This window comes from Cupriavidus cauae (genome assembly GCF_008632125.1).
Taxonomy (GTDB): domain Bacteria; phylum Pseudomonadota; class Gammaproteobacteria; order Burkholderiales; family Burkholderiaceae; genus Cupriavidus; species Cupriavidus cauae.
In genome coordinates this window covers 148,633-171,154 of the sequence record NZ_VWRN01000045.1, presented here as the reverse complement: position 1 = coordinate 171,154, position 22,522 = coordinate 148,633, and the positions used below count along the sequence as shown (strand labels likewise).

Here is a 22,522-nt window from a genome sequence, read left to right as displayed (position 1 = left end):
TCGATTCGACCGGGTCGTCCATCGCCGCCAGATCAGTTTAAGCAAGCCCGCTTCGCCCCATCCTTCAGTTCCGATCGCGCCTGCCGCCCCCGGCAGCGCAATAGCGTAGGGTTTTTTGTTTCAGGAGCGGATGTGTAACGGACATAGAAGCCAACGATACAGGAGACATTGAAATGCTAGCGACGATATCCGAGCCGAGGTGCGGCACCGCACATTCGGACAGGAAGAATCAAACGATTGAAGGAGTGCGCCATGAATAATTCGTCGACGGCGGCATTCCGCCCCAATCCCGAGGTCTCCGAAAAGACGCGCTGGATACAGCTTCTCGTTGGCGTCATCTGCATGATCGCCACCGCCAACGTCCAATACGCCTGGACGCTGTTCGTTCCGGAAATCCAGGAAACCTTCGGCTGGTCGCGCGCCAATATCCAGATCGCCTTCACCGTGTTCGTGCTGGTGCAGACCTGGCTGGCGCCCATCGAAGGCTATTTCATCGACAAGTTCGGTCCGCGCATGATGGTGGCATTCGGCGCGGTGCTGATGGGTGGGGCGTGGATCATCAATTCGCAGGCCACCACGCTGATGGGCTTCTATATCGGCGCCGCGGTCGGCGGCCTGGGTGTCGGTTCGATCTACGCGACCTGCATCAACAACGCGATCAAGTGGTTCCCCGATCGCCGCGGCCTCGCGGTGGGCCTGACGGCCGGCGGCTACGGCGCCGGTTCGGCCGCCACGATCCTGCCGATCGCCGCGATGATCGAGTCGTCCGGCTTCCAGCACACCTTCCTGTTCTTCGGCGTGCTGCAAGGCTCGCTGGCGTTCGCCGCCGCATGGTTCCTGCGCTCGCCGAGGGCCCACGAGGTCAAGGCGTCCCAGAAGCTGGTGCAGGCCACGCGCGACTACACGCTGAAGGAAGCGATGTGCACCAAGCTGTTCTGGCTGATGCTGGTGATGTTCGTGCTGGTGGTCACCGGCGGCATGATGGCCGTGGCGCAGCTCGGCGTCATCGCCAAGGACCTCGGCGTCAAGGACTTCCAGGTCGACCTGCACTTCTTCGTGATGGCCGCGCTGCCGCTGGCGCTGATGCTCGACCGGATCATGAACGGTGTCTCCCGGCCGCTGTTCGGCTGGATCTCCGACCATATCGGCCGCGAGAAGACCATGGTGATCGCGTTCTCGCTGGAAGGGATGGGCATCATCGCGCTGGGGTATTTCGGCCACAACCCGTACGCCTTCCTGATCCTATCGGGCGTGGTGTTCCTGGCCTGGGGCGAGGTCTACTCGCTGTTCTCGGCGCTGGCCGGCGATGCTTTCGGCACCAAGCACATCGGCAAGATCTACGGCGTGCTCTACACCGCCAAGGGCATCGGCGCGCTGTTCGTGCCGATCGGCAACCTGATCATGGAGGCGACCGGCACCTGGTCCACCGTGCTCTACACCGTGGCGACGATGGACCTGATCGCGGCGTTCCTGGCTTTCATGGTGCTGCGGCCGGTGCTGGCCGGACACGTGGCGGCGTCCAGGAGCCTGTTCTCGAAGGAGGCAGCGGCAGCCGGCACACAGGTCCCGGCCTGACCGGACCCTCACCCGCCGGCAACGCCGGGCACACGCCAGGCACGCCGGCACCCTGCACGGGCTTCTTCGGAAGCCCGTTTTTCCTTGCAGCAGTCTTGTTCAATACAGCGCCAGGAGATGGGTCGCCGCCTGCGCCATCATTCAATCCGGAGCGCAACGATGGCGACTTTTGCACTGAGCTTGCTGCAGTCTTACTTGTCGCCGTAGTGAAGACGGCAGGCAATGATGGCCAGCTCGTCATCGTTGGCGTAGTACACAAGCCGGTTCGTATCGTCGATACGCCGTGACCGATAACCGGATAGTGTGCCCTTGAGCGGCTCTGGCTTGCCCAGGCCTTCGAAGGGATTCCGCTGCGCGTCCTGGATCAGGGCATTGATCCGTTTCAGCGTTTTTTTATCCTGCCCCTGCCAGTAGATGTAGTCCTCCCAGGCGGCAGGCATGAAGGTGAGGTGGCGCGTCATTCAGCATCCGGATCGATCAGATCATGCTTCACGCCTTTGCCGCTCCGGTGCTGATCAATTGACTGCATCAGCCGCTTTGCGTTGGCCGGATTGCTCAGCAGGTACATGGTTTCCACCCAGCTGTCGTATTGCTCTTGCGACATGATCACTGCGTTGGGTGCGTCGCGTCGCGTGATGAGGATCGCGTCGTGATCGGCAATGGCTTGATCGATGACCGCCTTCAGATTGTTGCGGGCATCGGAGAAGTGGATTGTTCGCATGGCCTTCTCCATAGAGTTGTCCAACTAATTGAACAAGTATAGCAGAGAGGCATGCGACCTTGCTCGGCGGTACATCCGAGTGTACTGGCCAGAAGTGCAGCAACCTATGCCCCGCATTCTCATTCCTTGCACCTGCCCGGCGAACTGCCAGTAGAGCCCAGCGGCCTGAGCGCAACGCGGCCCGGTCGCGTTCCCTATCGCGCAGCGGCCTCGCCGAACTCCGCCCGCACCCACTCCCGCACCAGCCGCGTCGCCGGCCGCTCGGCGGCGCGCGGGCTGTAGACCAGGTCGTAGCGAAAGCTCTCCAACGACAACTCGAACGGCTGCACCAGCACGCCCGAGGCCAGTTCTTCGGCCACCAGCGTCAGGCTCAGCAGGCCGACGCCCTGCCCCGCGACCGTGGCCTGGATCGCGTGGATCTCGTCGGTGAAGGACAGCCCGGCGGACGCATCGATGTCGCCGGCGCCGGCGCCTTCCAGCCAATGCCCCCACACCGCGGCGCGCGGGTCCTGCCGTACGCCGGCGCCCCACTCGAAATGGATCAGCGGTGCGTGCCGCAAGTCCTTCAGCGACGACAGCCGCAGATGCGGGCTGCAGACCGGCGCAAAACGGTCCTGGAACAGCGGCTCGACCGTCAGCCCCGGATAGTGGCCGCCGCCATAGCGGATCGCCACGTCGGCATCGCTGTCGAGATCCACCACGGCATTGGAGGCGTCGAGCCGCAGCGTCCATTCCGGATGCGCGGCGCGAAACGACCCCGCGCGCGGCGCCAGCCGCTTGGCGACGAACGCGACGGTGGACGACAGCGTGGCGATATTGGCCGCGCGCTGGCGCTGCACCAGCTGCACCGCGCGTTCGAAGCCGTCGAGCCCGTCCCGGATCGCCGGAAACAGCATCCGCCCGCTCGCGGTCAGATCGACCTTGCGCGTCTCGCGCTCGAACAGCCGCACGCCCAGCCATTCCTCCAACAGCCGGATCTGGTGGCTGATCGCGGTCGCGGTCACGTTCAGCTCGTCGGCCGCGCGCTTGAAGCTCAGGCGCCTTGCCGCCGCTTCGAAGGCGCGCAGCGCGCTCAATGGAGGAAGGCGTCTCATGACGACTCCATGAATGAGTTGAACTCATCCATAACGTGAGATTTGACCATTTGTCGGGCCTGCCTGGGATCACGATACTGCGAACATTCTCCGCTGCGGTCATGAAGGTGGCCGCCTGACGGATGAAATTCCCTCAACTTTACCCCGGAGTTTCCCATGCTGCTCGAACAAGTCCGCACCAACCCCGATCCGTACGCGCCGTTCCTGCTGTCGCAGGGCATCCGCGTCGGCAATCTGGTCTTCATCTCTGGACAGGCCGCCATCGGCGACGACGGCAACATCGTCGGCCGCGGCGACTTCGACAAGCAGGCCGAGCAGGCCTTCCGCAATCTGCGGCGCGCGCTCGAGGCCGCGGGCTCGAGCCTGGACCGCGTGGCCAAGGTCACGATCTTCCTGAAGTCGATGGACAACTTCGGCAAGATCGTCGAACTGCGCCGCAAGTGGTTCTCGGCGCCGTACCCCGCCGACACCATCGTCGAAATCTCCAGCCTGTATTCGCCCGAGGCGCTGATCGAGATCGAGGCCATCGCCGTGGCCGAAGGAGCGCCGGCATGAACGCCCAGGCACGGCCAACGCTGTTCGATCCGCTGGACCTCAACGGCCTCGCCTTGCCGAACCGGCTCGTCGTCGCGCCGATGACGCGCATCAGCGCGACGCCCGAGGGCGTGCCCACGCCGACCATGGTGGACTACTACGCGGGCTTTGCGCGCGGCGGCTTCGGGCTGATCGTCACCGAGGGCAGCTACACCGACCGCGCGTATGCGCAGGGCTATGCCGGGCAGCCGGGCCTGACCGACATGGAGCAGGCGCGCGCCTGGCGCGCGGTCACCGACGCGGTGCACGCTGCCGGCGGCCGCATCTTCGTGCAGCTGATGCATGCGGGCGCGCTGTCGCAGGCCAACCGCTTCCGCAACGAGACGGTCGGCCCGTCTGCCATCGCGCCGAAGGGCATGCAGATGGGCGTCTATCGCGGCAAGGGGCCCTATCGCACGCCGCGCGCCATCGCGCCGCACGAGATCGACGCGGCGATCGCCGGATTTGCCGAAGCGGCGCGGCTCGCCCGCGATGTCGCCGGTTTCGATGGCATCGAGATCCACGGCGCCAACGGCTATCTGCTCGATGAGTTCCTGACCGACTACACCAACCGGCGCGACGATGCCTGGGGCGGGCCGATCGGGAACCGCATCCGGCTCGCCGAGCAGACCGCACGCGCCGTGCGCGGCGCGGTCGGCGACGGCTTTCCGGTCGGCGTGCGCATTTCGCAGGGCAAGGTCAACGACTTCACGCATAAATGGGCCGAAGGGGCCGAGGGCGCGGCGATCGTGTTCGGCCGACTGGCCGAGACGGGCATCGACTTCCTGCACGTGACGGAGTTCGAGGCGTGGCAGCCGGCCTTCCCCGGCGACGCGCGCTCGCTGGTCCGGCATGCGCGGCTTGCCGCGCCGCATCTGACCGTGATCGCCAACGGCGGCCTGCACGAGCCGGCGCGCGCGCAGGACGCGCTGGCCGATGGCGCGGACCTGGTCGCGCTGGGCCGCGGCGCGCTGGCCAATCCCGACTGGCCAGGGCGCGTGGCACAAGGCATCGCACCGCGTCCCTTCGATCCCGCGCTGCTGTCGCCGTTCGGCGAGATCAAGCCCGCCGAGCTGCGGATGCGCGAAGCGCTGCCGCTGGTGGCCTGAATGGCGAGCGCTCGTCCGCCCTAGCTGGCGAACGTGCGCTCGCGCCGTTCCTGGCACGGCGCGCAGCGCGTCGCGGTCGGATTGGCCAGCAGGCGCGCGTACGGAATCTCCTGCTCGCAGTCCTGGCAGACGCCGTACTCGCCGGCATCCATGCGCTCGCGCGCCTGCGCGATATCGTTCAGTTCGCCGCGGTAGTGCTGCTGCAGCGCCGCGCGGTCCAGCTCCTCGTTGACGCCCTCGGCGGTGTCGACGAGGTCCTGCGGCTCCCTGGCCGGGTTGCTGGACGGACGATCGCGTCCCTGCTGATAGAGCGGCTGCAGTTCGCGCTCGCGCGCATCCAGCCGCCCGCGCAGCGCGGCAAGTTGTTCCTGGTTCAGAAGCGACATGTCGCCCTCCATCTGGTGTCATCTCGGCTGCCGCCGAGCCGTGCCATATGTGATCGACATCCCGGCTCTCGCGCCGTTCCCGACATGGCGCCGGCAGGGTTTTCCCGCTTGACTGATCAAGCCCGACGGCCTACATTGGCCGGGCAGATTCAGATAAGAGACCATCTGTAGGATGGTCTCTTAGCGCGTGCAGTTTGCTGCGGCCTCTTACAGAACAATTCAAGGAGACCGCCGTGCAAGCGCCTGCCATCCGCCTTCGTGGCATCGACGATGTCATCGCCTATATCGATTCCTGTCCGGGTATACGGGGCAGAGCCGGCCTGATCTGGTGGCTCGCACTCGGTGGACTGTTTCTCGACGCCTTTTCCAATTCCGCATTGAGCGCCGGCCTCGGGCCGATGACGCGCGATCTCGCGCTCGCGCCGGCACAGGTCGCGCTGTTGACCTCGTTCGCCTCGTGGGTCGCGATCGCCTTCAATCCGATCGGCGGCTGGATGGCCGATCGCTGGGGCCGCGTGCGTCCGCTGATCCTGGCCAAGGTGCTGGCCGTGGTCGGCGCCGTGCTGGTCGTCTTCGCGCCCACGTTTGAAGTGATCCTGGTCGGCCGTTTCTTCGTCGGCGCGGCCTACGGCATCGACTTCGCCATCGCGATGGCCGTGCTGGCCGAATTCACCCCGGTCAAGCTCAAGAGCCGCCTCAATACCTGGCAAGGCATGTGGTACACGGCGGTCTGCACCAACCTGCTGCTGGCGCTGCTGTTCCACTCGTGGCAGGTCGGCGATGCGATCTGGCGCTATTCGGTCGCGGCCACCGCGATCTTCGGCGTGGCGATCCTGGTGCTGCAACTGCTGTTCCTGGTCGAGAGCCCGACGTGGCTGGCCCGCAAGGAACGGCTCGAGGCCGCCGCGCTCGCCATGACGCGCATCTACGGCCGCCCCTTCACCGCGGCACCGCCGGCCGAACGCATTCCGGTGTTGAACCAGGCGCGGCGGGGGCTGGCCAATGTGCTGCTGATCTTCCGCGGCATCTATCTGCCGCGCACCATCCTGGCGGCGACCGTGCAGATCGGCCAGTCGATCCAGTACTTCGCCATCGGCTGGTACCTGCCGCTGATCAGTGCGGCGCTGTTCGGCAAGGACTTCGTCTACGCCACCATCGGCGCGCTCGTCTTCAACGTCTGCGGCATCGTCGGCGGCTTCCTGTCGCCGGTCATCGGCCGCAGGCTGGGCCTGCGCCGCGCCTCCGCCTTCGGCTTTGCCGCGGTGTTCGCGATGCTGCTGGTGCTGGGCCTGTTCAACGGCAAGATGCCGCTGTGGGTCGCGGTGGTGGTGCCTTCGCTGTTCATCCTGTTCCATTCCGGCGGCCCGGGCGCCAACGGCAAGAGCCTGTCGTCGCTGTCCTTCCGCAGCGAGCTGCGCGCCGGCGCCAACGGCGTGATCGGCGCGCTGGGCGCGATCGGTGCCGCGCTCGGCCTGCTGGTGTTTCCGCTGTTCCGCGCGGAATACGGGCTGGAGAAGACCTTCCTGATCCTGTCGGTGGTGCCGCTGGTCGCCAGCCTGATCTGCTTCGCGATCCGCTGGGATCCGACCCGCACGGCCGTCCATCCGGACAACGAGGCCGATGCCCCGCAGTTCCGCGGCGACACCGAGGCGCCCTCGCCTTTTCTCAATCCCGCCATCGAGAAGTCCCGGCCATGACCCGCCCCACCGACGTCATTCTCGCCATCGACGAAGGCACGTCCGGCACCCGCGCCGCGCTGGTCGGCGCCGATGGCCATGTCTCGTGCCTGGAATACACGACGCTGACCGTCGATTCGCCGCGCCCCGGCGTGGTCGAACAGGACGCCAATGTCCTGCTCGACAAGACCCTGGCCGTCTGCCGCGCGACGCTGGCCAATGCGGACCGTGAAGGACGGCGCGTGGTGGCGCTGGCCATCGCCACGCAGCGCGCCACCGCGGTGCTGTGGGATACCGCCACCGGCCGCGCGCTGGTACCGGCAATGGTGTGGCAGGACACGCGCTACGCCGCCGAGCTGGAACGCCTCGCCGCGGCGTGGGATGCGAAGCTGCGGCCGAGCGTCGGCCGCCCGGCCGGCGTGCGCTCGCCCTACCTGTGGGCCGCGCGGCATCTGCGCGAGACGCCGGCCGTCGCCGACGCGTGGCGCGCGCGGCGGCTCGCCTTCGGCACCATCGACAGCTGGCTGCTGTGGCACCTGTCGAGCGAACGCGCCGTCGTGACCACGCCGACCAACGCCACCTCGTGCAGCGCCTACGTGCTGGCCGAGCACCGCTATCGGCTCGACTGGCTCGATGCGCTGGGCTTTCCCGCCGAGCTGCTGCCCACGCTGCGGCAGGACGCCGACGACTTCGGCCGCACGCGGCCCGACGTGCTGGGGATCGACGTGCCGATCCTCGCCTGCGCCGGCGACCAGCTGGCCGGTGCGGTGGGCCTGGGTTGCCTGGACGCCGGCCAGTCGATGTGCCTGCACGGTACCGGCAGCTTCGTCGACCTGATCGTCGGCCCGACGCTGCCGCCGGCGATGGGCCGCTCCGACAGCACGCTGACGATGACGGCGCGCCGCCACGGCGGCCAGTCGCACTTCTCGGTCGAGACCTTCGTCGCCACCACCGGCTCGGCGCTGAACTGGATCTGCGACAAGCTGCACTGGTTCGACGACGCCCGGCAGATCAGCGCGCTGGCCGCCGGCGTGTCGTCCTCCGGCGGCGTGACCTTCATCCCCGCGCTGACCGGCCTGCGCGTGCCGCGCATGGAGCCGGCCGCGCGCGCGGCGCTGAACGGCATCTCGATGGCGACCACGCAGGCCGAGATCGCCTACGCCATCCTCGACGGCATCGCGCATTCGGTCAGCTCCTGCATCGAAGCCAACCGCGACATGGCCGGCGTCGCGGTATCGAGCCTGCTGGTCGGCGGCGGACTGTCCGGCAGCGACGCGCTGCTGCAGATGCAGGCCGACCTGACCGGCCTGCCGATCCTGCGCATGAAGGAGACCGACCGCGCCAGCCTGCGCGGCATCGCGTTCCTGGCCGGCTCGTCGGGGCTGCTGTGGGACGACCTGCAGCAGGCCCGGTCCACCACCGCCGCCGACGCGGTGTTCGAACCGGCGATCGGCGCGGACCAGCGCGAGGCGCGCCGCGCGCTGTGGCATGCGCGCATCGCATCGGAACTCGGGCACGTCGATGCAGTGGCTCAATCCCACGCCCTCGCGGCCCAATAACAAGGAGAAGCAATCAACATGATGGTTCTGCCATCCCGAAGCGCCAGCCGCGCGCGCGCCGCCATGGCCAGCACCGAGCCCTTGCGGCTGGATCGCACGGAGCAGCTGGACCGGCTGCAAGGCGAGCGGTTCGACGTGCTGGTGGTCGGCGGCGGCGTCACGGGCGCGTACACCGCGCTCGATGCCGCGCTGCGCGGCTATCGCGTCGCGCTGGTCGAGAAGAGCGACTTCGCCTCGGGCACCTCGTCCAAGTCCTCGAAGATGGTGCACGGCGGCCTGCGCTATATCGAGCACGGCAATCTCCGCCTGGTCCGCCATTCGCTGCTCGAGCGCCAGCGCCTGCGCCGCAATGCGAGGCATCTGGTGCAGCGGCTGCCCTTCCTGTTTCCGGTGATGGAGCGCGACGGCGTGTTCGACAAGCGCCTGGCCAAGGCCTTCGACAGCCTGCTGTGGACCTACGACCTGGCCGGCGGCTGGCGCGAAGGCATCCTGCACCAGAAGCTGACCAAGGCCGAAGTGCTGTCGCACTGCCCGACCTTCAACGAGCAATACCTGACCGGCGGCTTCATGTACTTCGACGCCCGCGTCGACGACGCCCGCCTGACGCTCAATATCGCGCGCACCGCGGCCTTCCATGGCGCCGCCGTGGTCAACCATGCCCGCGTGGCCGAGATCACGCGCGACGGCCACGGCAAGGTCGATGGCGCCATCGTCCAGGCCGGCGAGCGGGAGATCCGCGTGCGCGCCGGCGTGGTGGTGATGGCGACCGGCGTCTGGCTGCGCGACTGGACCGGCCGCAAGACCGGCGAAGCGAAGACGCTGCATATCCGCCCGGCCAAGGGCGTGCATGTCGCAATCCCCTGGCTGAAGATCCGCAACGACTGCACGGTGACGATCCCGGTGCCCGGCCGCAACCGCCGCGCCACCATCACGCGCTGGGGCAATGTCTCCTACCTCGGCACCACCGACGAGGATTACGAGGGCGATCTCGACAACGTGCTGTGCACGCGCCGAGAGCTGGATTTCCTGCTCGAGGGCGCGCGCTCGGCGTTGAAGACCGACCTGCAGCCCGAGGACGTGGTCGGCAGCATCGCCGGCTGCCGGCCGCTGGTGGCGCCGCCCGGCGGCAAGACGCTGGAAATCCCGCGCGATCACGACATCCGCATCGCCGACGACGGACTGGTGACCGTGGTCGGCGGCAAGCTGACGACCTCGCGCCATATGGCCGAGCAGACCATCGACGCGGCGCAGAAGGTCATCGGCAAGCGCGCGGCATGCCGCACGAAATCGGCCTGGCTGCTGGGCGCGGCCGGCTACGACGCGCAGGCCATCGTCGCCTCGGGCGGCCTGTCGGCGCACCTGGGCGAGCGCTACGGCACCGAGGCGCGCTTCGTCAGCGACATCCTGCAGGCCGATCCGCGCCTCGCGCGGCCGATCGTCGAGGGCCTGCCCTACACCGAGGCCGAGGTCGTCTACGCGGCCCGCCACGAACTCGCGGCCAATGTCGACGACGTGCTGTCGCGCCGCATGCGCGCCCGCCTGATGGCGCGCGACGCCTCCGCCCGCGCCGCCGCGCGCGTGGGCCAACTTCTTCAGGCCGAACTCGGATTGTCCGAGGCGGCCGTGGCACGGCAGGTCGGCGACTACCTCGACGCCGTTGCCCTCGAAAAATCCGTTCTCATGGGAGATGCAGCATGATCAGCAAGGAAGCCATCAAGCGCGGCTACAACCGCGGCAACTACGTGGTCGGCGCGCACACGCCGCCGGGCTACGCCGCCACCATCGCGCGGACGCCCGACGCGCCGGGCCTGCAGCGCGATGCCGTGACGGTGGACGCCGCCACGCTCGCGGCGCTGCGGCAGGCCGCCGACGAGGTGCTGACCGATACCGGCAGCGTGGTCGCGTGGACGCGCGACTGGTGGGCCGGTTCGATGATGACCGAGACCGCCGGCAAGCCGGCGACGCCCCGCGCGGCGATCGTGCGCGTCTCCACCGTCGAGCAGGTGCAGGCGGTGATGCGCATCGCCAGCGAGCGCGCCGTCCCGGTCACCGTGTCCGCCGGCCGCAGCAATGTCACCGGCGCCGCGCTGCCGGTGCGCGGCGGCATCGTGCTGGACGTGTGCGCCATGAACCGGCTGATCGGCTTCGATCGCGACAGCCAGATCGTCGAGGTCGAGGCCGGCATGTTCGGCGACATCTTCGAGCAGACCATCCAGCGCGAGTACGGCATGACGATGGGCCACTGGCCGTCGTCGTATGCCATCAGCACCGTGGGCGGCTGGGTCGCCTGCCGCGGCGCCGGCCAGCTGTCGACGCGCTACGGCAAGATCGAGGACATGGTGTTCGGCATGGACGTGGTGCTGGCCGACGGGCGCCTCGTCACCGTCGGCGGCTATTCGCGCGCGGCGCTCGGACCGGACCTGCAGCAGCTGTTCATCGGCTCGGAAGGCACGCTCGGCGTGATCGTGCGCGTACGGCTGAAGCTGCATCGGCTGCCGGACCATGGCCGCGCCATCGCCTATGGCTTCAAGACTTTCGCGATCGGCCTGGAGGCCTGCCGGCAGATCCTGCAGCAAGGCGGCAATCCGGCTGCGCTGCGGCTCTACGACGAACTCGAGAGCGGCGTGCAGTTCGGCCTGCCCGACACCAATGTGCTGCTGGTCGCCGACGAAGGCGCGCCGGAGATCGTCGAGGCGGTGATGACGATCAGCGAACGCGTGTGCCGCGAGCTGGGCGAGCCGCTGGACGGCGATGCGATCTTCGAGCGCTGGCTCGATACGCGCTACCTGACCGGCAAGAGCGCCGAGGGCTTCAAGCGCAGCCCCGGCTTCGTCGCCGATACGCTGGAGATGTGCGGGCCGTGGAGCGCGCTGGCCGATATCTATCGCGACGTGGTCGCCGCGATCAACGCGGTGCCCGGCACGCTGGCCGGCTCCGCGCACCAGTCGCACGCCTATGTCGACGGCGCCTGCCTGTATTTCTCGCTGCGCGGCGAGGTCGCGGTCGAGGACCGGCAACGGTGGTATCGCGCCGCCTGGGATGCGGCCAACGCGGTGCTGATTCAATACAATGCCGCGCTGAGCCACCATCACGGCATCGGCCTGCTGCGCGCGCCCTATATGGCGCCGTCGCTGGGCAGCGCCTTCCCGCTGCTGGCCACCGTGAAGCGCGCGCTCGATCCGCACAACATCCTGAACCCCGGGAAGCTCGGCCTGACCGACGTTCTCTCCCACGAAGCCCGATAAACGCCATGGACAAGTCCCTCGGTGCACGCCTGATGCGGCATCCCGTCATTGCGACGCTGTACGGGGTCGAACAGGTCGACGCCTTCGTCGACAGCGCCGCCGAGGTGTCGATCGTCGCCAACGTCGAGCTGCGCAAGCTGCAGCCGGTGGTCGCCACGCTGACCCAGGCCGGCAAGTACGTCATCGTCAATATCGACAGCTGCGAAGGCCTGTCGCAGGACAAGGGCGGCGTCGACTACCTGGCCGACATCGGCGTGGCGAGCCTGGTCTCGACTCGCGTGGCGACCATCCAGCGCGCCAACCGCGCCGGCATGGTGACGATGCAGAAGGTCTTCGTGACCGACCGCTCGACCTGGCCGCGCAGCGTCAAGGCGCTGGAGCAGAGCGATCCGAACCTCGTGCAGATCATGCCGGCGCCGATGCTGGCGCATCTTCCCGAGGCGGACCGCAAGGGGCTGCCGCCGATCGTCACCTCGGGCTTCGTCTGCAACCAGGACGACATCCGCAGCGCGCTGGCCCACGGTGCGGTCGCGGTGTCGACCAGCGACCGCAAGCTGTGGCACCTGGAGCCGAAGGCGCTGAAGGGATAAGGGGATGAAGGGCTGAAGGGTTCAAGGGCGCGCGCACGGTCGATGCCAACGCATCGGCCGTGCCGCGCCGCTCTCCACGCTACTGCATGCCCGACGGCAGCTGCGGCGCGTGCACCGATACCCAGCTCCCGTTCTCGTACTTCTTCCAGTTGTCGCCGGCGTCGCGGGCGTAGAGTCCGTCTTCCAGCATCACCAGCCGCGTCGGATGCGGGGCGACCGGCGGCGTGCCGGCCGATTCGGGCGCCTCGCCCTCGATCACGCCTTCGGCGGCCGCGGTCGCCAACGGGTCCGCGGCGGCGGCCGATGCCGTGTCCGGCGGTGCGGCAGCTGGCGCCTCGCTCAGCGCGCGCTGCGCCGCGTCGCTGAGCCGCGCGCCATCGTCCGGCGAGCCGCCGCCGCACGCAGCCAGCAGCAGTAGCGACGGCAGTAATGGCAGTAATGGCAGTAATGGCAGCAATGGCAGTAGCCCCTTCCGCGGCGCCGCGGCCGGCCGCCTGCCTTGCAATACAGCGATCCTTTGCATCGCAACCTCCCTCAATCGAACAGCCGGCGCACCAGGTCGCCGATCAGCACGCCGCGCAGGCTGAACAGGGCCTCGCGATTGGCGGGAATGTCGCCATAGCCGCCGAGCCCATTGACGCCATAGCTGCGATCGACCGCCGTGTTGGCGCCCTGGATGTCGATGCGCACCGTCGGCGCGAGCGAACCGCCGCGCCGCGCGCCGATCGCATCGATAAAGGACTCGACCAGTCCGCCCGGCATCACGTAGTGCGAATACGACTGGAACGTTCGCGGATTCTGCGTCGGATCGAGCGCGAAAGGCTCGCCGCGCGGCCGGTTCATGTCGGTCGGATTCCCCAGCACCAGCCCGCTGCCATTGTTCAACGGCTGGTAGTCGCTGCGCACGCCGTTGCCGACGAAGCCGTAGACGCCGTCCGGACCATCGACGCCTGCGGCATAGGTCGAACGATGGCTGATCGTGAACAGGTAGTACTTGCCGTCCTTGATATAGATCTGCGGCCGCTCGGTCTGGTCGTTGACGCAATTGGCCGACAGGATCGGCGGCAGGAACACCCAGCGGCTCAGCTGCCTGTTGATCGCCACCGCCAGGCCCACGTTGGCCTTCTGGAAGACCGCGCCGGAGTCCATCACCGCGTTCAGGTCCTCGCGCTGCGGATCGTTCGGCGCGTAGCCCAGGTCCTGCTCGGTGCAGGTGCGCGCGCCGCGCGGACCGGCGGTGTTGCCCTCGAACACCATGAAGGTGACGCCGGGATTCGCCGGGTCCTCGAAGGTGAAGGGATCGCGGAACGAGAAGAACTCGTTCTGCTGCCCGGTCTGGTACCACGTGCCGTCCGGCTCCAGCAGCTTCATATGCTCGTTGAAGCCGGTCAGCCGCACGCCGTTGTGGTCGGCCTCCACGCGTCCTTCCGCCTTCGCAATGATGGCGATCGGCGGCGTGATGTTGCCGCCCGACGGGCTCGATCGGTTGAACGACGTCGCGGTATAGAACACCACGATGCGGCCATCCGGCATGATGCGCGTCGAGCCGGACCACTCGGCGTTGTGGGTCATCGGCGCGCCGCCGAAGATCTGCACGCTGGCACCGTCCGGGAACAGATGCCCGCCATAGATCCAGCCGCCGTTCGCGGGCCGCCGGGAGGCCGGAATGCCGGCGCGGCGATAGAAGTAGCCGATGCGCGCATGGATATGCCGGTCGTCGAACGTATAGCCCGCATTGCGATCGGCGGTCAGCGAGAAGATGATCTCCCAGCCCTTGTAGCTGTACTGGTTGGCCCTGGCATCGGTCAGCGGCCACGTGTCCCAGACCCACACCCGATCGTTGGTCTGCGGAAAATTGGCCGGGATGTCGGGCATCGTCAGATGCTGCGGCAGCGAGTTCTGCCCGGGGGTCACGTTGGGCGAGGACATCGCCATGATCTGGCGCGCATCGGCGCGCGTCCATCGCGCGGTGAAGTTGCTGGTCGGGTCCTTGGCCTCCTGCGTATGGGGAGTGGGCGCGGGCGCGGCGGGCGGGGTCTGGGCGCGGGCCGGCGCGACCGCCAGCAGCAGGGGTACCGATGCGGTGCCCACCGCCATCAGGCACCTGCCGATGCCTTCCGGGATGCGAAGAGAAACATTGTTCATGATTACCTCGGCGTCGAAGAGACGAGCGTCTCCGATGCCGTCGCGACGACGGACATGGGAGCGCCAACAGGATCATGACGCTGGACGGAATCGGACAGATGCGGGAAGGGGCGGCCTGTCGGGCAATACGTGGCACCGCGTGAAGCCACGTGAGGTCACGTGAAACCGCGTGACTCCGCGCGAAGCCGCGCACTGCGGACACCAGCGCGCCTCTCGGTGCAGGTCATCCGAAGCCAGCGTCTTGCCGGGGAAGTCCCCACGCGACCACAAGGACAGGTCGCGGACAAAGGCGGCATCGGCATGCTGCGCCATGCGCGCTCGTGAAGAATGACGCGGGACCTGGATGGCCCCCGTCATCGTTCGGGTCTGTGTTGGCCAGCGCGGATCATTCCTGCCGGGCATGGCCACATGAGGATTGCGAAGTGGACTGAATCGAGCCAGGCCAAGCGCCCTGCGCGTGCGCCTGCGACGGCGCCGTTACGGCCCGGGTAAACCCGGTTCACCGCAACGTAGAACGAGGTTAGTACACCGGTTGGCCGAATGCCAAGCCTTCGATAGGGCCGGCATGCAAGCGGTCCACAAGCGGTCCACAAGCGGTCCGCAGCGGTCCACAAGCGATGCGAACGCGATGTGCACACGGTGTACGCGTTGTTCAGGCCTGCCGCCGCCAGACCGCCGAAGCGCTCACCACCACCTTGCGCGGAATGATCTGCTGCGCGTGGAAGGCATCGGCAATGCGCTGCTGCTCGTCCAGCGCCGGCGCGTCGACCGCCTGCAGCCGGTAGCTGCGGCGGCGGTTGGCGATCTCGACGGTGGCCGCGTCCAGGCCGATCAGCGGCGCGTGCCATTCCGCCGCGGCGGCGGGATTGGCCTTGACCCACTCCCCCGCCTGGGCGAGCGCATCGAACACGGTGGCGAGCACGTCGGCGCGGCGGCGCGCGAAGTCGCTTGCCGCCAGATAGAAGCGGCGATAACTGGCCAGGCCGGTGCCGTCGGCCAGCACGCGCGCCTGCGCCTGCCGCTGCGCGGCCGCGAGGAACGGGTCCCAGATGACCCACGCCGCCACGTTGCCGCGCTCGAATGCGGCGCGCGCATCGGCCGGCGTCAGATACGCCGGCTCGATATCGCGCATCGACAGGCCGTTGCGCGCCAGCGCCTCCAGCAGCAGGTAATGCGCGCCGGCGCCCTTGGCGAAGGCGACCCGGTGGCCCTTCAATTGCGCGATCGAGGTCAAGGGCGAATCGCGCGGGACGACGATCGCCTGCGCGGTCGGCGACGGCGTCTCGATCGCGTAGTAGGTCAGCTTCGCTCCGGCGGCGAGCGCGAACGGCGGCACCGCGTCGGCGACATCGGCGCTGAGGTCCAGCCCGCCGACATTGAGCGCCTCGAGCAGCGGCAGGCCCGAAGTGAACTCGTGCCACGACACCGAGACGCCCTGCGGTGCGAGGGCCTTCTCCAGCGTGCCGCGCGACTTCAGCAGGATCATCAGCGTCGACGACTTCTGATACCCGATCCGCACGGTTTCCGGTTTGCCGCCCACCTGCGCCCGCGCCGCGCCACCCAGCGCCCACGCCGCAATACCGGCTCCCGCCAGCAGCAGCTGCCGTCGCTTCCCCTGCATGTTGCGCCCCCCTTCTTTCATAGCGTGGCGATCGACACTTCGGTCGACTTGACCAGCGCGATCACCTCCTTGCCGACCGCAAGTTCCAGCTCCTTGACCGAGCGGGTCGTGATGACCGAGGTCACCACCAGTCCGCCGGAGGTCTCGACGTCGATCTCGGACACGACCGGTCCCTCGATGATTTCGCGGATCTTGCCGCGGAACTGGTTGCGTACGTTGATGGCATGAATCGTCATGACAGGTTCCTGGTTGAAATTGCTCGGTAATGGCGCGCTCAGACGGACCAGCGGACGCGCTCGGCCGGCCATGGCTCGCTGTTTGCCCGCGCGGACGCCGCCCGTGCCAGCTCGGCCTCGCGCTCCCGCAGTTCGCGCGCGCGGGCCGCGACGCGCTGCACCGAGCGGTCGAGCCGTTCGACGATGTCGGCCGCCGCGCTGTAGCCGCCCTCCGGCCGCGACGGCAGCTGCTGGTCGGTCGCGTAGATGCCATCGAGGATGTCGCGAGCCCCGAGCGCCGACAGCACCGGCTTGAGCGCATAGTCCAGCGCCAGCAGATGCGCGGGACTGCCGCCGGTGGCCAGCGGCAGCACGGTCTTGTCGCGCAGCCCGTCCTGCGGCAGCAGATCGAGGAAGGCCTTCAGCACGCCGCTGTACGAGGCCTTGTAGATCGGCGTGGCGACGATCACCAGCTGCGATTCGCCGACCGCGCGCACCGCGTCCTGCAGGCGGGCGTCGCCGAAATCGGCCTGCGTCAGCGCTTGCGCGGGCAGGTCGCGCGGCCGGATCGATCGGTAGGAGGACGTGATCGCGTCCAGCCGCGAGAGCGCGAGCTCCAGCAGATAGGCCGAACGCGAAGGCGTGGAGGGACTGCCGAGAATGCCGACGATATTCATCAGAGAGGTGCCAATGCGCGGGTCTGCGCGTCGTTGTCAGGGGATGCGATGGCGGGCTGGCGCAGCACGCGCCGCAGCACGCGTTCCTCGATCGCGGCGAATGCCGGCGCGCCGTGGCTGCGCGGGCGCAGCAGCGGCACGCGCTCGTCGAGGGCGATGCGGTGGTCTTCGATCAGCACCACGCGGTCGGCCAGCGCGACGGCCTCGGCTACATCGTGCGTGACCAGCAGCGCGGTGAAGCCATGCGCCAGCCAAAGGCCCTCGATCAATTGCTGCATCTCGATGCGGGTCAGCGCATCGAGCGCGCCCAGCGGCTCGTCGAGCAGCAGCAGGCGCGGCCGATGCACCAGCGCGCGGGCCAGCGCGACGCGCTGGCGCTGCCCGCCGGACAGCACCGTTGGCCAGTCGTTGGCGCGCTCGGCCAGCCCGACCTGCGCCAGCGCCTCGCGCGCGCGTTCGCGCCCTTCCCGGCCCGGCAGGCCCAGCGCGATGTTGTCGAGCACGCGCTTCCACGGCAGCAGCCGCGCGTCCTGGAACATGATGCGGGTTCCGTCGTCATGGCCGTCCCGCGGCCGGCCGTCGAGCGCGATCCGCCCCGCGCTGGGGCTTTCGAGCCCGGCGACCAGCCGCAACAGCGTGCTCTTGCCGCAGCCGCTGCGGCCGACGATGGCGACGAATTCGCCCGGCGCGATGCGCAGGTCGATGTGCTGCAGCACGGTGCGGCCGCCATAGGCCTTGTGCAGGCCGCTGACCGCGACCTCGGTGCCGCGGGGGCGGCCGGTGGCGTGGGTGGCATGGGGGCCGTCGGTATTGCGCTCGGCGCTGCGCGCCCCGGCCCGCGCGGTCAGATCGGTGGGCTCGCCGGGCTCGACGGGTTCCCTGCCCGCGCGCCGCAGCGGCAGATGTTGTTGCATGGCATGCATTGGATGAACTCCGGTAGGGGTCGATCGCGATCAGGTCGATTTGACGGGCCGATGGGGTCTGGCCGATGGGGTCAGGCCGATGGGGTCAGGCCGAGGGATCAGCCTTTCGCCGCGCTCTGATAGCCCGGATGCCACCGCAGCCACCACCGCTCCAGCCCCTTGGCCAGCAGGTCGGCCAGCTTGCCCAGCAGCGCATAGAGCAGGATGCCGACCAGCACCACGTCGGTCTGCAGGAACTCTCGCGCGTTCATCGTCAGGTAGCCGATGCCGGCCTGCGCGGAGATCGTTTCCGCGACGATCAGCAGCACCCACATCAGCCCGAGCGAGAAGCGCAGCCCCACCAGGATCGACGGCAGCGCGCCGGGCAGGATCACCTGCCAGTACAGCGCCCAACCCGACAGCCCGTAGCTGCGCGCCATCTCGATCAGTCCCTTGTCGACCGAGCGGATGCCGTGGAAGGTGTTCAGATAGATCGGAAAGAACACGCCGACCGCGACCAGGAACAGTTTGGCCGCCTCGTCGATGCCGAACCACAGGATCACCAGCGGAATCAGCGCCAGCGCGGGGATATTGCGCACCATCTGCAGGCTCGAATCGAGCAGCGTCTCGGCCGTGCGGAACGTGCCGTTCAGCAGCCCCAGCAACAGCCCGAGTCCGCCGCCGATCGCCAGGCCCGCCAGTGCGCGCCACGCGCTGACCGCGGTGTGCTGCCACAGCTCGCCGGACAGCGCCAGCGTGCGGAACGCGGCGACCACGGCCAGCGGCTCGGGCAGCACGCGGCTCGACAGCCAGCCGCTGCGCGAGGCCAGCTCCCACAGCAGCAGGATCAAGGCCGGCACCAGCCACGGCAGGCCGCGCCGCAGCACGGAAGCCGCCCAGCCCTGGGGCAGCAGCGCGCGCGCCGGCGCGGCCGCGGGAAAATCGGCCGCCAGCGCGGCACCGCTTTTCGAGGGATTCGACATGGCGTTCAACTCGCGGACAGATTGGCGCCTGGCGTGGCCGCCGAAGGCACGAAGGTATTGGCGACGATCTCGCCGAACGGTCCGGTCAGCACGCGCTGGGCGGCCTCGCGCTGCGCCAGCGGCAGCAGCGGAAACACCAGTTCGGCGAAGCGGTGCGCCTCTTCCAGATGCGGGTAGCCGGACAGGATGAAATATTCGAGCCCCAGGTCCGCGTATTCCCGGATGCGCGCCGCCACCTGCTCGGGGTTGCCGACCAGCGCGGTACCGGCGCCGCCTCGCACCAGCCCGACGCCGGCCCACAGGTTCGGCGCGATCTCCAGGCCCTGGCGGACGTCGTCCCGGTTGAAGCGGCCACCATGCAACTGCGCCATCCGGCGCTGGCCCACCGAATCCATCGCGGCAAACTTGCGCTGGGCCGCCGCGACGATGTCCTCGTCCAGATGCGACACCAGTTCGCTGGCCGCGCGCCAGGCTTCCTCCTCGGTCTCTCGCACGATCACGTGCAGGCGGATGCCGAAACGCAGCGTGCGGCCGACCGCGGCGGCGCGTGCGCGCACGTCGGCGAGCTTCTGCGCCACCGCCGCCGGCGGCTCGCCCCAGGTCAGATAGGTATCGACCTGCTCGGCGGCAAGGTCGTGGGCCTCGGGCGACGAGCCGCCGAAGAACAGCGGTGGATAGGGCCGGCTGATCGGTGGATACAGCGCCTTCGCGCCCTCCACGCGCAGATGTTCGCCGGCGAAGTCGAACGCCCCGCCATCGTGGCTGCGCGCCAGGATCTCACGCCAGATCGTCAGGAATTCGCGCGACAGCGCATAGCGGTCGCGATGCGACAGGAACAGGCCATCGCCCTGCAGCTCCTCCGGATCGCCGCCGGTGACGAGGTTGACCAGCAGGCGCCCGCCCGACAGCCGGTCCAGCGTCGCCGCCATGCGCGCGGTCTGCGACGGCTGCATCAGCCCGGGGCGCAACGCCACCAGGAACTTGAGCCGCCGCGTGGCGTCGATCAGGCTCGAGGCCAGGATCCACGAGTCCTCGCAGGAGCGGCCCGTCGGCAGCAGCACGCCCTCGTAGCCCAGGCTGTCGGCCGCGATCGCGACCTGCTTGAAGTAGTCGAAGGTCGCGGCGCGCGCGCCCCTGGCGGTGCCCAGGTAGCGCGAATCGCCATGCGTGGGCAGGAACCACAGGACTTTCATCGGGCATCTCCGGCCTGGAGCGCGCCGCGCTGTGCGACGGCGTCCCGTTTTTCCGATTTGTCCCGCTCGGCAGGCAACGCATCGGCAATGCGGATCGGCTTCGGAATCAGCTTCAGTGCGTGGAAGGTATCGGCGATCTGCTGCTGTTGCGCGGCGACGGCCGGCGTCAGCGGCGCGACGCCGAACTCGCTGCGATTGAGCGTGCGTTCGACGACGTCGGCATCCAGCCCCTGCTGCGGGGCGATCGACGCCGCGGCGGCACGCGTATCGGCCTTCAGGCGCCGGCCCTGCTGCAACAGTTCATCGAACAGCGCCTCGACGATCTGTGGCTTCTGCGTGGCAAAGCGCCGCGCGGCAAGGTAGTAGGCGTAGTTGTTGACGAGCCCGCGGCCATCGGCCAGCACGCGCGCGCCGACCTGCTTTTCCGCGGCGGCGAGGAAGGGATCCCAGATGACCCACGCATCGACGGCACCGCGTTCGAAGGCCGCGCGCGCATCGGCCGGCGCGAGATAGACCGGCTGGATATCGGTGATCTTCAGCCCGGCCTTCTCCAGTGCCTTGACCAGCAGGTAATGGACGTTCGAGCCCTTGTTCAGCGCGACCTTGCGGCCCTTCAGATCGGCCACCGTGCGCACCGGCGAGTCCCGGCGCACCACGATGGCTTCGGCTTGCGGCGCGGCGGGATCGAAACCGATGTAGACGAAGTCGGCCCCGGCGGCCTGCGCGAAGATCGGCGGCGCCTCGCCGACGAAGCCGACATCGACGGCGCCGACGTTCAGGCCCTCCAGCAATTGCGGACCGGCAGGAAATTCCACCCACTTGACCGCGGTGCCCAGCGGCGCGAGCCGGCGCTCGAGCGACTGCTGCGATTTGATCAGCACCAGCAGGCTGGCGGACTTCTGATAGCCGATGCGCAAGGTATCGGCAGCGGTTTGGGCCAGCGCGGCGCCGGAAGCGGCCACGGCGGCGCAGGCGATGGCGAGCGCGGCCAGCGCGCGGAGGCCGCGAAGCGCGTGATTCGGGATCGAAAGCGTCATGGCTTGATGGATCGGGGATCGGAGTAGCCCCGACGATAGCCCGGCGGGCCGCCATGACAAACGAAGCGTTTCGGATTTCGATACGCGGTCAGCGCATGTGGGATGCGCGCGCATCAAAGGCAACGACGCGACGGTCTGCCCCGGCGCCAGCACCACGACGTTGGCCATCATGCCGCCATCCCCGTGCCCCACGATATGGCAGTGGAAGGCGACATGACGGCGACGCGCCACGTCGGCGACGCGCTACCCCGCGCGGGACTTCCGTCGCGGCGCGGGGCGCTCCGGGCCGCCCCTGCCCTCCTTCAGCGCGGCGACGAAGGCCTGCACCGCCGGCGGCGACGCATCGGCCCGCGTCACCGCCACCACGGTCGCGCGGGTGCCGAGGTCCGCGATCGGCACGAAGGCGACATCGGGCCGGTTCGCCTCGGCGACCGAGGCGCCCACCAGCGTGAAGCCGAGTCCGGCGGCCACCAGCCCCAGCGCGGTATGGATCTCGATCGCCTCGTGGCCCGGCAGCGGGTCCGCGCCCGCCTCGCGCAGCGCCGCCAGCATCAGGTCGGCAAAGCCGCTCTGCGGGTCCTTCGGATACCGGATCAGCGCCATCGCGCCGAGATCGGCCGCGCGCAGCGACTTGCGCCGCGCGAGTGCCGACGTCGCCGGCAGCGCCGCGACGAAGGGCTCCTCGAACAGCACCGTATGCACGAGATCGGCAGGGCGCTCGAACTCGCCGATATAGCGCGAGATGCCCACATCGATGCGCCCGCGCCGCAGCAGCGCGGGCTGATGCTCGGACAGTTGCTCGACCAGATCGAGATGGACATCGGGAAAGCGCTTGCGGAAGCGGCGCACCGCCGTGGGCAGGATCGAGAAGATCGCCGAGCGCGTGAAGCCGATGCCGAGCCAGCCGAGATTGCCGGCGGCGACCGCGCGCGCCTCCTCGTCGAGCCGCCGCATCTGCGACAGCAGGTCCTTGGCGCGCGGATACAGGAAGCGCCCCGTGGCGGTCAGCGACATGGGCCGGGTCGAACGATCGAAGACGGGCGCGCCGAGCTGGCCCTCGAGCTGCGCGATCTGCATGCTGATCGCCGTCGGCGCGACGAACAGCCGGCTGGCGGCCTCGACGGCGCTGCCCGCGTCGACCACGGCGCAGAAATAGCTGAGCTGTCGCAAGTTCATTTTTTCTGAATCCGAGTCCAATAATCGATGTTTTATCCGGCTCGC

The 22,522-nt window shown here is 68.6% G+C and carries 22 protein-coding genes; 8 read left to right on the top strand and 14 right to left on the bottom strand.

Annotated features, from left to right (window positions below):
- The first annotated feature begins 252 nt into the window (after positions 1-252).
- Entirely contained in the window at positions 253-1,575 is a 1,323-nt protein-coding gene (gene oxlT / locus F1599_RS16865) for an oxalate/formate MFS antiporter (protein ID WP_149316063.1), read from the top strand.
- Between the two features lie 191 nt (positions 1,576-1,766).
- Here oxlT and F1599_RS16860 read toward each other — a convergent pair whose 3' ends face one another.
- The 3 genes from F1599_RS16860 to F1599_RS16850 form a co-directional block, all read right to left on the bottom strand.
- The gene (locus tag F1599_RS16860) at positions 1,767-2,036 is read right to left on the bottom strand and encodes a Txe/YoeB family addiction module toxin (RefSeq protein ID WP_150083829.1); all 270 of its coding nucleotides are present in this window, start codon (positions 2,034-2,036) and stop codon (positions 1,767-1,769) included.
- Complete coding sequence (locus tag F1599_RS16855; RefSeq protein ID WP_150083828.1) at positions 2,033-2,296, bottom strand: type II toxin-antitoxin system Phd/YefM family antitoxin; 264 nt, start codon at positions 2,294-2,296, stop codon at positions 2,033-2,035. Before F1599_RS16855 ends, F1599_RS16860 begins: the two co-directional genes overlap by 4 nt.
- Positions 2,297-2,490: 194 nt before the next feature.
- Entirely contained in the window at positions 2,491-3,390 is a 900-nt protein-coding gene (locus tag F1599_RS16850) for a LysR substrate-binding domain-containing protein (protein ID WP_150083827.1), read from the bottom strand.
- Positions 3,391-3,546: 156 nt separating this feature from the next.
- Between F1599_RS16850 and F1599_RS16845 the strand changes: the two genes are divergently transcribed.
- Together F1599_RS16845 and F1599_RS16840 are read left to right on the top strand one after the other, a co-directional pair.
- Positions 3,547-3,945, top strand: a complete 399-nt coding sequence (locus F1599_RS16845) for a RidA family protein (protein WP_150083826.1) — start codon at positions 3,547-3,549, stop codon at positions 3,943-3,945.
- Positions 3,942-5,072 (top strand): oxidoreductase, encoded by a 1,131-nt coding sequence (locus F1599_RS16840; protein WP_150083825.1) that lies wholly within the window; start codon positions 3,942-3,944, stop codon positions 5,070-5,072. The genes F1599_RS16845 and F1599_RS16840 overlap by 4 nt, the downstream gene beginning before the upstream one ends.
- A gap of 20 nt (positions 5,073-5,092) precedes the next feature.
- Here F1599_RS16840 and F1599_RS16835 read toward each other — a convergent pair whose 3' ends face one another.
- Positions 5,093-5,458, bottom strand: a complete 366-nt coding sequence (locus F1599_RS16835) for a TraR/DksA family transcriptional regulator (RefSeq protein ID WP_150083824.1) — start codon at positions 5,456-5,458, stop codon at positions 5,093-5,095.
- 233 nt (positions 5,459-5,691) lie between these two features.
- Here F1599_RS16835 and F1599_RS16830 point away from each other — a divergent pair, with 233 nt between their 5' ends.
- The 5 genes from F1599_RS16830 to F1599_RS16810 are packed head-to-tail and all read left to right on the top strand — an operon-like array spanning position 5,692 to position 12,528.
- On the top strand, positions 5,692-7,155 hold the full coding sequence (locus F1599_RS16830; protein ID WP_149316070.1) for an MFS transporter: 1,464 nt from the start codon (positions 5,692-5,694) through the stop codon (positions 7,153-7,155).
- The gene (locus tag F1599_RS16825; RefSeq protein WP_150083823.1) at positions 7,152-8,693 is read left to right on the top strand and encodes an FGGY family carbohydrate kinase; all 1,542 of its coding nucleotides are present in this window, start codon (positions 7,152-7,154) and stop codon (positions 8,691-8,693) included. The genes F1599_RS16830 and F1599_RS16825 overlap by 4 nt, the downstream gene beginning before the upstream one ends.
- An 18-nt stretch (positions 8,694-8,711) precedes the next feature.
- Entirely contained in the window at positions 8,712-10,391 is a 1,680-nt protein-coding gene (locus tag F1599_RS16820) for a glycerol-3-phosphate dehydrogenase/oxidase (RefSeq protein ID WP_150083822.1), read from the top strand.
- Complete coding sequence (locus F1599_RS16815; protein ID WP_150083821.1) at positions 10,388-11,938, top strand: FAD-binding oxidoreductase; 1,551 nt, start codon at positions 10,388-10,390, stop codon at positions 11,936-11,938. Before F1599_RS16820 ends, F1599_RS16815 begins: the two co-directional genes overlap by 4 nt.
- A 5-nt stretch (positions 11,939-11,943) precedes the next feature.
- Entirely contained in the window at positions 11,944-12,528 is a 585-nt protein-coding gene (locus tag F1599_RS16810; protein WP_149316074.1) for a glycerol-3-phosphate responsive antiterminator, read from the top strand.
- A 79-nt stretch (positions 12,529-12,607) separates the two neighbouring features.
- Here F1599_RS16810 and F1599_RS16805 read toward each other — a convergent pair whose 3' ends face one another.
- The 10 genes from F1599_RS16805 to F1599_RS16760 form a co-directional block, all read right to left on the bottom strand.
- The gene (locus F1599_RS16805; protein ID WP_150083820.1) at positions 12,608-12,985 is read right to left on the bottom strand and encodes a hypothetical protein; all 378 of its coding nucleotides are present in this window, start codon (positions 12,983-12,985) and stop codon (positions 12,608-12,610) included.
- Between the two features lie 77 nt (positions 12,986-13,062).
- Positions 13,063-14,625 (bottom strand): glycoside hydrolase family 68 protein, encoded by a 1,563-nt coding sequence (locus tag F1599_RS16800; protein WP_150083983.1) that lies wholly within the window; start codon positions 14,623-14,625, stop codon positions 13,063-13,065.
- 700 nt (positions 14,626-15,325) lie between these two features.
- Positions 15,326-16,294, bottom strand: coding sequence for an aliphatic sulfonate ABC transporter substrate-binding protein (locus F1599_RS16795; protein ID WP_150083819.1), 969 nt, complete (start codon positions 16,292-16,294; stop codon positions 15,326-15,328).
- A gap of 17 nt (positions 16,295-16,311) precedes the next feature.
- On the bottom strand, positions 16,312-16,530 hold the full coding sequence (locus F1599_RS16790; RefSeq protein WP_150083818.1) for a TOBE domain-containing protein: 219 nt from the start codon (positions 16,528-16,530) through the stop codon (positions 16,312-16,314).
- Between the two features lie 38 nt (positions 16,531-16,568).
- Positions 16,569-17,186, bottom strand: coding sequence for an NADPH-dependent FMN reductase (gene ssuE, locus F1599_RS16785; RefSeq protein WP_149316078.1), 618 nt, complete (start codon positions 17,184-17,186; stop codon positions 16,569-16,571).
- Positions 17,186-18,100 carry an ATP-binding cassette domain-containing protein gene (locus F1599_RS16780; protein ID WP_150083982.1) on the bottom strand — a complete coding sequence of 305 codons (915 nt, stop codon included), beginning with the start codon at positions 18,098-18,100 and terminating at the stop codon, positions 17,186-17,188. Before F1599_RS16780 ends, ssuE begins: the two co-directional genes overlap by 1 nt.
- Before the next feature lie 107 nt (positions 18,101-18,207).
- Complete coding sequence (ssuC, locus tag F1599_RS16775) at positions 18,208-19,071, bottom strand: aliphatic sulfonate ABC transporter permease SsuC (RefSeq protein WP_149316080.1); 864 nt, start codon at positions 19,069-19,071, stop codon at positions 18,208-18,210.
- A gap of 5 nt (positions 19,072-19,076) precedes the next feature.
- The gene (gene ssuD, locus F1599_RS16770) at positions 19,077-20,264 is read right to left on the bottom strand and encodes an FMNH2-dependent alkanesulfonate monooxygenase (protein ID WP_149316081.1); all 1,188 of its coding nucleotides are present in this window, start codon (positions 20,262-20,264) and stop codon (positions 19,077-19,079) included.
- Positions 20,261-21,301: a sulfonate ABC transporter substrate-binding protein gene (locus F1599_RS16765; RefSeq protein WP_150083817.1), complete on the bottom strand. Its 1,041-nt coding sequence runs from the start codon at positions 21,299-21,301 to the stop codon at positions 20,261-20,263. Before F1599_RS16765 ends, ssuD begins: the two co-directional genes overlap by 4 nt.
- A 243-nt stretch (positions 21,302-21,544) precedes the next feature.
- Positions 21,545-22,477 (bottom strand): LysR family transcriptional regulator, encoded by a 933-nt coding sequence (locus tag F1599_RS16760; RefSeq protein WP_150083816.1) that lies wholly within the window; start codon positions 22,475-22,477, stop codon positions 21,545-21,547.
- Positions 22,478-22,522: the final 45 nt, after the last annotated feature.